This is a genomic window from Pseudoalteromonas sp. PSi26 (assembly GCF_054960575.1).
Genome location: NZ_JBHNYT010000004.1, coordinates 212,562 through 225,596, shown reverse-complemented (window position 1 = coordinate 225,596; position 13,035 = coordinate 212,562). Strand labels below are relative to the sequence as shown.

At 39.1% G+C, this 13,035-nt stretch carries 10 protein-coding genes; 4 read left to right on the top strand and 6 right to left on the bottom strand.

Annotated elements, in window-relative coordinates:
- Window positions 1–30 precede the first annotated feature (30 nt).
- The 5 genes from ACFI34_RS06315 to dnaK all read right to left on the bottom strand — a co-directional run bounded on the left by ACFI34_RS06315 (window position 31) and on the right by dnaK (window position 4,780).
- Window positions 31–408: a response regulator gene (locus ACFI34_RS06315; protein WP_462672836.1), complete on the bottom strand. Its 378-nt coding sequence runs from the start codon at window positions 406–408 to the stop codon at window positions 31–33.
- A 55-nt stretch (window positions 409–463) separates the two neighbouring features.
- On the bottom strand, window positions 464–868 hold the full coding sequence (locus ACFI34_RS06310) for a DUF1761 domain-containing protein (RefSeq protein WP_462672835.1): 405 nt from the start codon (window positions 866–868) through the stop codon (window positions 464–466).
- A gap of 104 nt (window positions 869–972) precedes the next feature.
- Window positions 973–1,434 (bottom strand): Cys-tRNA(Pro) deacylase, encoded by a 462-nt coding sequence (gene ybaK, locus ACFI34_RS06305; protein WP_462672834.1) that lies wholly within the window; start codon window positions 1,432–1,434, stop codon window positions 973–975.
- An 88-nt stretch (window positions 1,435–1,522) separates the two neighbouring features.
- Complete coding sequence (gene dnaJ / locus ACFI34_RS06300; protein WP_462672877.1) at window positions 1,523–2,662, bottom strand: molecular chaperone DnaJ; 1,140 nt, start codon at window positions 2,660–2,662, stop codon at window positions 1,523–1,525.
- A gap of 201 nt (window positions 2,663–2,863) precedes the next feature.
- The gene (gene dnaK / locus ACFI34_RS06295) at window positions 2,864–4,780 is read right to left on the bottom strand and encodes a molecular chaperone DnaK (RefSeq protein ID WP_462672833.1); all 1,917 of its coding nucleotides are present in this window, start codon (window positions 4,778–4,780) and stop codon (window positions 2,864–2,866) included.
- A gap of 241 nt (window positions 4,781–5,021) precedes the next feature.
- On the opposite strand from dnaK, the gene ACFI34_RS06290 reads away from it, so the two are divergent.
- From ACFI34_RS06290 to ACFI34_RS06275, 4 genes are all read left to right on the top strand, one after another.
- Window positions 5,022–5,837, top strand: a complete 816-nt coding sequence (locus ACFI34_RS06290) for a thioesterase family protein (RefSeq protein WP_462672832.1) — start codon at window positions 5,022–5,024, stop codon at window positions 5,835–5,837.
- A 478-nt stretch (window positions 5,838–6,315) separates the two neighbouring features.
- Window positions 6,316–7,482, top strand: coding sequence for a PqiA/YebS family transporter subunit (locus tag ACFI34_RS06285; protein ID WP_462672876.1), 1,167 nt, complete (start codon window positions 6,316–6,318; stop codon window positions 7,480–7,482).
- Window positions 7,479–9,134, top strand: a complete 1,656-nt coding sequence (gene pqiB / locus ACFI34_RS06280; RefSeq protein WP_006791693.1) for an intermembrane transport protein PqiB — start codon at window positions 7,479–7,481, stop codon at window positions 9,132–9,134. Before ACFI34_RS06285 ends, pqiB begins: the two co-directional genes overlap by 4 nt.
- Complete coding sequence (locus ACFI34_RS06275; protein WP_462672831.1) at window positions 9,134–9,742, top strand: PqiC family protein; 609 nt, start codon at window positions 9,134–9,136, stop codon at window positions 9,740–9,742. The genes pqiB and ACFI34_RS06275 overlap by 1 nt, the downstream gene beginning before the upstream one ends.
- A 342-nt stretch (window positions 9,743–10,084) precedes the next feature.
- On the opposite strand, the gene ACFI34_RS06270 is transcribed toward ACFI34_RS06275, so the two are convergent.
- Window positions 10,085–12,970, bottom strand: coding sequence for an insulinase family protein (locus ACFI34_RS06270; RefSeq protein WP_462672830.1), 2,886 nt, complete (start codon window positions 12,968–12,970; stop codon window positions 10,085–10,087).
- Between the last annotated feature and the right edge of the window lie 65 nt (window positions 12,971–13,035).

The window sequence follows — 13,035 nt, the reverse complement described above, 5'->3', positions numbered from 1 at the left end:
CAATGACTAGAAGGTATTTGAATCACGCAGTTATGACTTATTGGCCGTAGCTAAAACATGATCTAAGTGATCAGCGAGGCATTTAAGGCTAAAGGGTTTAACAATAATGCCAGATACTTTAGCTGCGATTACATTTTTTATAGTTTTAGAATTATCTTCGCATGTCACCATTAAGACAGGGGTTGAGGTAAGCTGTTCGTCATTTCTTATTCTATTTAGTAAATCTTTACCGTCCATTTTGGGCATATATAAATCAGTGATGACCAAATCAAAAGACTGCTTTTTTAACAGTGTAAACGCCTGAATACCATCGGTCGCTTCTACAATATCAAGATAGTTTAGATTTCTAAGCATATTAATTAATACATGTCGCATCAGTGGTATGTCATCAACAACAAGTATTTTCATATTATTTGATGCCTTAATAAGTAAAAAGATAAACAATTTTGTGTTTATAAATCAATTATGGCCACCCGCCTAAAATTAATCCCATTAAGGAAAATTGACTTACATAGTAACCACTGTTTATCAAAAAAAGTTTTACTGGACGCTGCTCATAAAGATAACTTAAACCCAAAGAGCTGCTCACCCAAAATAAACCAATAGCAAAACCAGTCCCTACACTCAAACCCAAGCTCGACTCGTTACCTAAAAATATCGACAGTAAAAATGCAGCCAAAAATGAAAATAAAAACGTGCCAACACATACGCGTTTTTTATTCGCACTTTGCAAATCAAGCTCGGTCAAGCCGCAACTTTCAAGCCAAGCTTGTCTAAATAATAAGTTTGAATACCAAACACTACTTAACGTAAACGAGGAAAGCGCAGCAACCAGTATCGAAATAATATTAATATCCGAAAAATTCATACCACATTGAAATTTCCTGAATCATAACGTCTTTTTAATGTAGTTAATATTAACTAAAGCAGCAAATACTAAAGTGTAATCGACACTTAAATACCAACAAACTATTAGAACACAGCAAACGTTGCTTTTGTTAACCCAACTATATCGTCTATGGCTAACTTTAACTCCAACCCACGCTTACCGGCACTGACATATATAACTTCAAACTCACTAGCACTGCTGTGAATATATGTTTTAAGACGTTTTTTTTGTCCTATTGGGCTTACACCTCCAAGTATATAACCAGTACTTGCATTTACTTTTTGAGGCGCGGCCAGGGCCATTTTTTTTGTTTTTGCCACTTTAGCAAGTTGTTTAAGATTAACTTGTTGAGATACGGGGGTGATGGCAACGATTAATTCACCTTCATGTGTTTCTAGTACAAGTGTTTTAAATACTTGCTCACTATTTAAATTGAGTTTTTCAACTGCCTCTAAACCATAGTGACCATTGTTTGCATTGTGCTGATAGCTCAGTATTTCGAACTTTATTTTTTGTTTTTCGAGCAGTGCGATAGCTGGTGTCATTGCGTTCTCACTTTTTCAGAGGTGTTAGCAAATTTAAAGCAAAAAAAACGGCGCTGTAAAGCACCGTTTTTTTTAAACAACACACTTGTTACTTTGTTAAGTCATCAAAAAACTTTTTAACACCATCAAAAAAGCCTTGCTCTTTAGGGCGGTTTTTTGAGCTATCTGTGCCCATGCTTTCTTCTAACTCTTTAAGCAACTCGCGTTGACGCTCGTTAAGATTGACGGGTGTTTCAATAACTACCTTACAAATTAAATCACCTTGTGCGCCACTTCGTACAGACTTAACGCCTTTGCCACGCATACGGAACATTTTGCCCGTTTGCGTCTCTGACGGTATTTTAAGTTTTGCACGACCATCCAGTGTGGGTACTTGAATTTCACCGCCTAAACCAGATGTAGTAAAACTAATAGGTACTTCACAATATAAATTGTTACCTTCACGCACAAATATATCGTGTTCTCTTACAGACACTTGTACGTATAAGTCACCCGCTGGGGCACCATGTACTCCGGCTTCACCCTCACCCGATAAACGAATACGATCGCCCGTATCAACACCCGCTGGTATTTTCACCGACAACGTTTTAGTTTTTTCTACACGCCCTTGCCCATGACATTTGTTACAAGGGTCTGAAATAATTTGACCTTGCCCCTGACACGTAGGACATGTTTGCTGAACAGCAAAGAAACCTTGGCGCATTTGCACTTGGCCTGCACCATGACAGGTCGTACATGTTTTAGGTTTAGAACCCGCTTTTGCACCGCTTCCATCACAAGGGTCACAACTTACCCATGTTGGTACTTTAATTTCAACTTCTTTACCACGAACCGCTTCTTCAAGCGTTAGATCCATGTTGTAACGTAAATCAGAACCGCGTTGCTGACGAGATTGACGTCGGCCACCGCCGCCACCAAAAATGTCACCAAACACATCGCCAAATACGTCACCAAAATCGCCATGGCCGCCACCAAAGCCGCCATGACCACCGCCACCGCCTTGTTCAAAGGCCGCGTGACCGTATTGGTCGTACATCTGGCGTTTTTGATCGTCAGTTAGAATTTCGTACGCTTCTTTTACTTCTTTGAACTTGGTCTCAAGCTCTTTATCGCCTGCGGTACGATCTGGATGATATTTCATCGCTAAGCGTTTATACGCTTTTTTTATGTCTCGCTCACTCGCATCTTTGCTTACGCCGAGGACTTCGTAATAATCGCGTTTTGACATATCTATCACACTACTCTTTCTATTTTGCAGCGTAAGCTGCGGGATAAACCGATAAATCTCATCGATTTATCATTGAATTATGAACCTTAAATACATGCAAAAGGCGCGACAAGCTATTGCTCGCGCGCCTCATTTGTTCATCCTAACCTAAACACCTAACCGAGTTAAGTGTTTTTGGTCAGTTAGAAGCGTCGGCAACAATTACTTGTCGTCTTTTACTTCTTCAAACTCTGCATCAACAACGTCATCATCTTGCTTAGCTGATTGTTGTTGCTCACCTGCGTCTGCTTGACCTTGCTGTGCTTTAGCTTGAGCAATTTCCATTAACTTTTGAGACTTTTCAGCAAGTGCTTGCGTTTTAGCTTCAATTTCGTCTTTGTTGTCGCTCTTAATTGCAGCTTCTAAGTCTACAACTGCCGCTTCAATCGCTTCTTTATCTTCACTTGGTAGTGCATCACCCGCTTCTTCAACTTGCTTACGTGTACCGTGAACCATTGCATCTGCTTGGTTACGAACAGCTACAAGCTCTTCAAACTTTTTGTCTTCTTCAGCGTGCGCTTCTGCATCACGTACCATTTTTTCAACTTCTTCATCGCTTAAACCTGAAGACGCTTGAATCGTGATTTTTTGCTCTTTACCTGTATCTTTATCTTTAGCAGATACATGTAATATACCGTCAGCATCAACATCAAATGTTACTTCAATTTGTGGTGTACCACGTTGTGCTGGGCGAATACCTTCTAGGTTAAATTGACCTAGAGATTTGTTGTCGCTTGAACGTTTACGCTCACCTTGTAACACATGAATGGTTACTGCAGATTGGTTATCTTCAGCTGTAGAGAAGGTTTGCGATTTCTTAGTAGGAATCGTCGTGTTCTTCTCAATAAGTGCTGTCATTACAGAACCCATTGTTTCAATACCTAGAGACAACGGAGAAACGTCTAGTAGTAGTACGTCTTTAACATCACCTGCTAGTACACCACCTTGAATTGCCGCGCCTACAGCTACAGCTTCATCAGGGTTAACATCTTTACGTGGCTCTTTACCGAAGAAATCAGCAACTGTTTTTTGTACTAAAGGCATGCGTGTTTGGCCACCAACAAGGATAATGTCGTTGATGTCGCTTACTGATAAATCAGAATCAGCTAGTGCACGTTTAAGCGGCTCTAAAGATTTAGTTACTAAATCTTCAACAAGTGACTCAAGCTTAGCGCGTGTTAGTTTCACGTTCATGTGCTTAGGACCTGTTGCATCAGCAGTTACGTACGGAAGGTTAACTTCTGTAGATTGTGCAGATGACAGTTCAATTTTAGCTTTTTCTGCAGCTTCTTTAACACGTTGCATTGCAAGTGGATCCGTTTTTAGATCTAAGCCTTGGTCTTTCTTAAATTCTGCTACTAAGTAGTTGATTACGCGGTTATCGAAATCTTCACCACCTAAGTGAGTATCACCATTTGTAGCTAGTACTTCAAATGTGTGCTCTCCTTCAACTTCATCAATTTCAATAATTGATAAATCGAACGTACCACCACCTAAATCGTATACAGCAACAATGTTTTCGCCTTTGTTTTTGTCCATGCCGTAAGCAAGGGCAGCAGCAGTTGGCTCATTGATGATACGCTTAACTTCAAGGCCAGCAATACGACCAGCATCTTTAGTTGCTTGACGTTGTGAATCATTAAAATATGCAGGTACTGTGATTACAGCTTCAGTTACCGCTTCACCTAGGAAGTCTTCAGCTGTTTTTTTCATTTTTTTAAGTACTTCAGCAGAGATTTGTGGTGCAGCGCGTTTTTCGCCGCCAGCTTCTACCCACGCATCGCCGTTATCTGCTTTAATGATTTTAAACGGCATAATACCGATATCGCGTTGTACTTCTTCGTCTTCAAAACGACGACCAATTAAACGCTTAATTGCAAATAATGTGTTTGTAGGGTTAGTAACCGCTTGACGCTTAGCAGATTGACCTACTAATGTTTCACCGTCTTGCGTGTAAGCAATAATAGACGGGGTTGTGCGATCGCCTTCCGCGTTTTCAATAACACGTGCTTTGTCACCATCAAGTACTGCAACACAAGAGTTTGTAGTACCTAAATCGATTCCGATAATTTTACCCATGAAACTTCTCCAACTTCAAAATTCGTTAATACGTTCGATGACTAGTAAATAGGGATGCCATAAAACTAATTCAACTGTAAAAATGAAAAAAAATTCATTTTTTATGGTTTATTTACAAAATAACCCTAATAACTGTAAGGAATGATGATTTTTAGAGCGTTTGACACGCCTTTAATTACTGGCCTGACCAGTTGGGTTGTGTTATAAATTTATTAAATTGCACTTTTAAAGGATATTTCCCATGCACTTTGACCAACTACTTGAGCAAGCCGCTAAAATAGGTCAATCAGATAAAATCGAACAATCAATGCTTACCATGCAATTTCCTGAAAATTGGTGTCAAGGAAGAACCGCTTTTGGTGGTTTATCAGCTGCATTGTTATACCAAGCTATTAGAGGTCAAGTGAGTAATGACCGCCGCCTTCTTTCATTGAGTACCAATTTTGTGGGGCCTTTATTGGCCGATACTCCTTTTTCACTTTACGTTGAAATATTACGTGAGGGTAAAAACAGTACGCAAGTACTCGCTAAAGCTATTCAAAATGAGCAAGTAGCCGTCATCGTTCAGGCTTGTTTTGCTAAAAATAGAGAGTCAGCTATTGATGTTCCTGTTTCAAAGACGTTAGGTTTAAGCCCCGTTAACGAGCGCCATACGTTACCCTTTATAAAAGGCCAAATGCCTGAGTTTTTTCAACACGTGGATTTATGCCCGCAACAAGGCGCAATGCCTTTTACAGGGGCAGACACATCACACTTAGGTGGATGGATGCGACTTAAACATACACCTGAAACCATTACAGAGGCGCATATCATTGCATTAACCGATGCATGGCCGCCCACGTTATTACAAATGTTTAAGCAACCCGGGCCTGCAAGTAGTATGTCGTGGTATTTAGAGTTTGTTCAATCCCCCAATTTAACGCCTGGCGAGTGGCTTGGTTTTGAAGCGATCACGCATCACTCTAAAGATGGGTATGGTTTAGAAGATGGGTGTATTTGGTCACAATCAGGTGAGCTTATTGCCCTTACACGCCAAACGGTTGCTGTTTTTGATTAGGGCCTATTGATCTTTGCGAATTAAAATGTGTTCAAACTAGGGGCTATTTAATCGCGGCGCGAGGTTTGCAACCCAGTTGGCTCGGTAATTGCTCTTGTCTTATTCTTCTGGCGTACATCTATGCAGGCAGCAAAGCGTAAATAGCCCCTAGGAAGCCCATCTTGGGCAGCGCCTGTTTGGTATTAATACTGCGTTATCGCCAATTTATGGGGAATAACCATGCTGAATAGTCTCTTACTTAATACTAATAGAGACTCCTGCAAATTTAACCTTCAAAGGTCAACAAACCCATATATAAAATGCAGGCCAATCAGATACTTTCTGGCTTGGCCTGTATTCAAAATTAACAGTTCGCGTTGTATTACAGCTTCAAATATTGCAAAATCAAATAAATGCATTATTGTTTGGTACTAAATTGCAAACTGTTTGCCCCTGTTGTGACCTGATCATAGACATACCAAGAATTATCGCTAAGCAAATGGCGATATGCCCGCATTGTCATCATAAATTATGCGAAGCCAACGTAAATCACGATAATCGCATAGTGGCGTTAAGTTTTAGTGCCCTACTCATGCTACTAAGCAGTATGTTTTATCCTTTTTTATCCTTTAGTAGTAATGGTATAACCCAAACTATCACCCTCCCCGACGCAGCCCGAATATTATTCAATTACGATAGTGAATTGTTAGGCCTTTTTATTGATTTAAGCATTATTGCCTTACCAATGAGTTTATTAATTATTTTAATACCCCTTCATTTAGGTGTTTTAAAAACATTGCCACAAGGCATTGCGCGTAGGTTGCTTAAGTTTACTTTGGCACTTGAGCCATGGATTATGTCTGAGATATTTTTAATTGGTGTTTTAGTCAGCATGGTTAAAATTATGTCTTTGGCTGATATAAGCTTTGGGGCAAGTTTTTGGGCTTATGCTGGCTTTGTTATTTTATACATTGCCGCTTTAGTACACTTAAATCGTCCAAGGTTATGGGCTCAAATAAAACCAGTAAAAGTGTTAGAAGGTGCCGAGCACGCTAAACGTGCTATTGATGAAAATATTAAAGCCTGTCATGTGTGTCATCAGCTTTGTACAGGTAAGTTCTGCCAGCGATGCCATACCAAAACACATGTACGTAATCCTCATAGTGTTCAAAAAGCAACAGCTTGGCTCATCACATCTATTGTTTGCTATATACCAGCCAACGTATTGCCTATCATGAATACAACAAGCTTGGGTGATGAAATCCCGTCCACACTTATTGGTGGGGTTATTTTACTCTGGAAAAGTGGTTCTTACCCTATTGCGGGTATTATTTTTTTTGCGAGTGTTGTTGTTCCTTTAGCCAAAGCATTTGTATTAAGCTTTTTGTGTATTATGGTAACAAAACCCGCAAACAGGCATACAAAAAGTTACACTAGAATTTACCAACTCACTGAGTTTATTGGTAAATGGTCAATGATTGACGTTTTTGTTGTCGCCATTTTAGTGGCTTTAGTACAGCTAGGTAATTTAATGTCAGTTACACCAGGCTTAGGCATTGCATTTTTTACCGTTATGGTAATATGCCAAATGATGGCTGCTCATTCATTTGATCCACGCCTTTTATGGGATTCACCTAAAAATAAATCATCAGAGACTAAAACATGACCGAAACTGCCCAAGTAACAGATGAACCAAGAATCTCTGCTATCTGGATTATTCCAGCCATAGCGCTTTTTGTCGGCGTGTGGATGCTTTATCAATATCAAGCAAATAAAGGCCCCACTATATATATTGAGATGCCGCAAGCCGAGGGCATTATTGCAGGTAAAACAGAAATAAAAGTGCGCAGTGTAAAAATAGGGCAAATAGACAGCGTTCGTTTATCCGACTCCCAAGACAGTGTGATTGCACGGGCTCAAATAGATAAAAGCTATGAAGACTTACTTACCGACGACGCAAAAATATGGGTGGTAAAACCACGTATAGATGAAACCGGCATAAGTGGAATGAGTACTTTACTCTCTGGGGTATATTTAGAATTTGCACCGGGCGAAAGTAATACACTTAAAGAAAATTTCACCCTGCAAGAAGAACCTGCATTAATAGGCAAAGACGTGCAAGGTGGTCGCTTTAAACTACTTAGTTATAACGCAGAAGTACTTGATGTTAGTACCGGAATATTTTTTAAGAATTATAAAATTGGCCAAATAGAAACCGCCACATTTGATTGGGAAAACCAAGCAATGAAGTACGGTATATTTATAAAAGCGCCTTACCAAAACTTAATTACCAACAACTCAATTTTTTGGGTCAACGCCGGTATAGAAATTGATTTATCTGCTGATGGCATAAATATTAATACAGGCTCTTTAAGTAAGCTTTTAAAAGGCGGAATTTCAGTTGGCTTACCCGATAACCAAACACCGGGGGAAATAGCTAACGATGGCCACAATTTCTCACTTAGCCAAAGCTATAAAGAAGCACTAGAAGAACGCTTTTACGACTTTGACTATTACATAATAGATTTTGAACAATCAATTAGAGGCCTCAGACCCGGTGCCCCTGTTGAATATCGTGGTATTCGCATTGGTACAGTAGTTGAAGCGCCTGCAAACATAATTGTTAATGGCAAACCTGCTCACTTTAAAAGTGCAAACACGTCAGTACCTGTTCTTATAAAAATAGAGTACGGGCGTATTTATCACCACAGCGCAACAGCTAAAGACTTTTGGAAAGAAAGCTTAAAAGGCTGGATAGAAATTGGCATGCGCGCCTCTTTAAAGCCCGGAAATCTTTTAACTGGTGCAGTTTATGTTGATTTTGATATGTACCCCGATGCCCCAGAAGCGGAGTTTGAAAAACTGGGCCAGTATACCGTTTTTCCTAGTATATCGAGCGGAATTACCGTACTTGCCGACCAGGTTTCTGATGTATTAAACAAGGTTAATAATTTAAAAGTTGAAGAAAGTTTAGCCCAAATACAAGTTGCCTTTGCCGACTACCAATCTCTTGCAAATGAAATGCGCACACTATTAAATGAAAAAGATACTCAAAACTTACCCGGTGATATAAATCGTAACTTTGCAAAAATGACCAAAAGCATGGAGCAATTTGAAGTGACCATGCGACAATTTGATAAAACAATGGCGAGTTATCAGGCTGGGTCTGAATTTCATCATCAATTACAACAAACACTGCGTGAATTTAAGCGCTTAAGTGAAGAAATACAACCTTTGACACGCGGCTTAAATGAGCAACCAAACATGCTAATTTTTGACAAATCACTGCCCGCAGATCCAATACCAAGGAAGCAATAATGAAAACGCTATTACTTATAACAGGTTTGCTTTTAGTATTGTCGGGCTGTAGCTCAGCAATACAAAATTCGACTCAGTATTATCAATTTGAACAGCCTATTGATTCATCATCACGAAATATTAGTGAAACCAACGCACAGTTGAGAGTGCAAACAGTTGTTTTAAGAGGCGCATTAAACAACTTGGGCATAGCGATGAAAATTGATAATAATCAAATTCATGCTGCAAATTATCATTTATGGGGCGAGTCTCCTGACGTTATGCTTACTGCCACTGCCCAACAAACTTTATTTAAAAATATGCCCACTTGGATGGTTATTAAAGGGCTACCTGTAATAACCGAGCTTGATCAGCAAACATTTTATGAGCTTGAGTACGAAATTCATCACTTTAATGGTGATATGCAAGGTAATGCTGATATCTCTGGCCTATGGCGCTTATATTATACTCACCCAGAAACCGGCCGCCGCTTGATTAGTGTGCATAATTTCTCACGCCTAGTACCCATAAAAGACGACGGCTACGACGGCTTAGTAGCCACGCTTGAACAAACCTGGCTAAACATAAACTTAGATGTGGCTAAAGCGATAGAGCGAGCACAGCTTTAATAACCATATATATCAACGGCGGTTTTATCATCACTAATAACCGCCTTGCCTACCCTGTTAAAATCTAACTTTAATAATAGACACTAATAAACATTGTTATTATCTGTATCACCATTTGCAGCAACGCGTTTTTTATTCAGACTTCACCATGCTTACAGCACTACGTTCTCGTTGTAACTTAATGAACTTTGGAGTTATGCAATTACCTTACACATTAATAGCAGCATCGCTGGCTGTTATGAGTTTTAAAGCATGAGATAAGTACTTTGTAGATATTGAAATAAATAAAAAACCCCAATGTATCAGTACATTGGGGTTTATTTTTTGACTTATTTATCAATCTTATTTTTGTAACTTAATGCCATTGTAATAAGCATCAAGCGTAGTGATTTTGGTTTGATTAGGTAAATCAGCAAAGTCACTTTCAATAAACTTAGTACCACGCAGCTGGACATTTAAACGCGCTGCTTGTGGGTTTAGCATAGTTTGCTTGTAGTACTGTTTTATATCTGCAAGCGTTACTTTTTCTACTTCATTAATTAACTTTTGTTTTGAGTCAAAACTAAAGTTTTCTCGGTACCAATCGTTAATTAAAGGACCCATTTCATCATTTAAGTTTTTTGGTTGCTCTTTAAGTGACACCAAAGTCGCATTTTTAAGCTGTAAAAATGTGTCTTCTGTCATGTTATCAAGCTCTACCGCGTACTCTTTTTTGAACTGGTCGAAGCGAGCTTGTACTTCTTTAGGCCCTTTTACAGGGGTTTGTATGAACAAACCAACAGCAGAATAATCTTCGATTGAGCTTGCAATAGCACCTACTGCATAAGCGAGTTGTTCTTCTGTTCGCATTTTGTCAAATGCGATTGTTCTAAAGTGATCGCGTAATACAGCAGCTTGAGCCTTTTGTTTGTAACCCGGTATTGGGTGAACGGTCATATCAACCACGGCAACATCGGCTACACCTATATCCTTTTGTAATACTAACGTTTCACCCGGTTGCGGCAACCACGCTTTACTACGTGCAAACTCGCTCACCGTATGATTTTTAGGTAAAACAGCTATGAGCTCGCCTGCTATTGATTCTATATCTTGCTGGTTATAATTACCGTAGCTAAATACACGCAAATCATTATTAGAAAATGTAGCTTGTTGTAACTTTGTTAAGTCAGCAACACGTAATGATTTTGCAGTTTTGATTAATTCATCGGTATCAAAGCTACCCGTACGAGTTAGCTTAGGGTAAGCACCAAAGGCTTGAGCATAAGGAAATTGCTTTTGTTGATTCAACAAGTCACGAGTGTAACGATCAATAGCTTGCTCGAATGCTTGCGCAGAAGCTTCAACGTTTAATCCACTCAATGCCTGCTTAAGCAATACATCTTGCTTATCAGTGAATCCATTAAGTGATAATACAAGCCCATTACTTGGTGCAAGTCTAACGCCCATACCGGCTACAGCAGCTTCAGTGCTTAATTGGCTTTGCTGAATGTTATATAAATCTGCCCACACAGAATAGAGTACTTCAGCACTGATATCGCTCAGACCTGGTTGTGTATTTATGTATACCTCAACTAACCCTTTAGGTTGCTCGGCAAATTTTTGGCTAGCTTGACGCCATACTTTTATGCCTTGTTTATCGTAAACAAGCTCTGGGTGTTTTTGCTCTTTAAATTCAGCCGTTTTAATTGCAAAACTTTCAGGTAATAAGTTGTTCACACTAGGGAGCGCTAATTTAAACTCACTTGGCTTATCCCAGCTTGCTATTTCATCAGCGCTAATATCGTTTATACGATATTTACCGTCGTAAAAATTTAACTGAGAGTCTGTTTCTTCTTGTTGTGAAATGTACCAAATACGCAGCGAATCTGCATTAAGCTGGTTTAGCACATTGTTAACAGCGTCAGCATCAAATTTTGCATAGTGGTAAGGTGCGTTAATCGTATGATTAAGTGGGTAAACCTGCATACTACCTGTAAGAGCACTTACATAGTTAAACTCATCGCCCTTTTCTAAAAATTTAAATTGGTTATTGAGCGACGTACGTATTTCGTTAAAGTACTTACTATCGACCCCTTCCTTTTTAATTAAATCAATATATTGCATAACAACTGCAACAATTGCTTCGCGGTTTTCCATACCTGAATCAGTAAGCTCTATATCAACCGTCAACGCACCATAGTTTGCATATTGTGTTGGTGAAGCTGATGCCGATAGCTGTGAAACCCAGCCCTTATCTCTGAGTATTTGCGCAGGACTACCCGGCATTTCATTGCTTAATAAATATGAAACAAAACGGTTAGGTTTAACAGCAAACTCATCACTGTTGTTGGTAATAGTAAAATCAAGCTTTAACTGTTTTACATCTTCATTAGGCGAGTAAAATACGCGTTTACCGCCCGCTTTATCAAAATCTAAATTAGCAGTAACACTTGGCTTTTCGATGTTTTTATTTTTAATGTCAGCGAAGTATTTTTGCGCTTTTACTTCCATCTCTGCAATTGGCAAATTAGAAATAAGTGCGACTTTCATAATATTTGAAGAATAATATTTATTGTAAAAATCAACGGTTTCTTGATGAAGCGAACTACCTTCTTTATCGCCTAGTGTTTCTAGGTTACCAATTAAAAAACGATTAGCTGGATGCTCACTCATCATCTTACGTGCTAATTTAAATTGGCCAAAAAAGTCCATTTCACGTCGCATTGACCACTCAGCATTTACTGCGTTTTTTTCTTTTTCTGTGTATTCTGGATATAACTTGGGGGCTTTAAAAAAGTCAGAAAAACGATCAAGTCCTTCATCAAAGGCATCGTTATTTATTTTGAACATATAGTTTGTAATTTCAAGCCATGTATAGGCGTTATGCGCCCCACCATTTTTGGTCATGAAATCTGAATACCCTTTTGTGTCAGGGTAACGCTCTGTACCTAAAAAAAGCATATGCTCTAAATAATGCGCCATACCTTGTTGAGACATAGGGTCATGCAGTAAACCCACACCAACACTTAACGATGCTGCTGACTTCTCGGCACTTGGATCAGAAACCAAAATAACTTCAATTTCGTTAGCAAGCTTTAGTGTTTTATATTCTCTACTATCATTTGGGCTTACCACTAAGGTGTCTGATAATAATGATGCTTTTGGCGAGGTTGCTACCGATGAAGATGTATTCGAACAACCGCTGAGAACAGCGATTGCAATGGCACTTAGACAAATAATTTTTTTCATTTTATTTCCATTAAAGGCATGATGCAAAATAGGTTATGCTAATTCAAAAGCAAGCTTAATAGTAT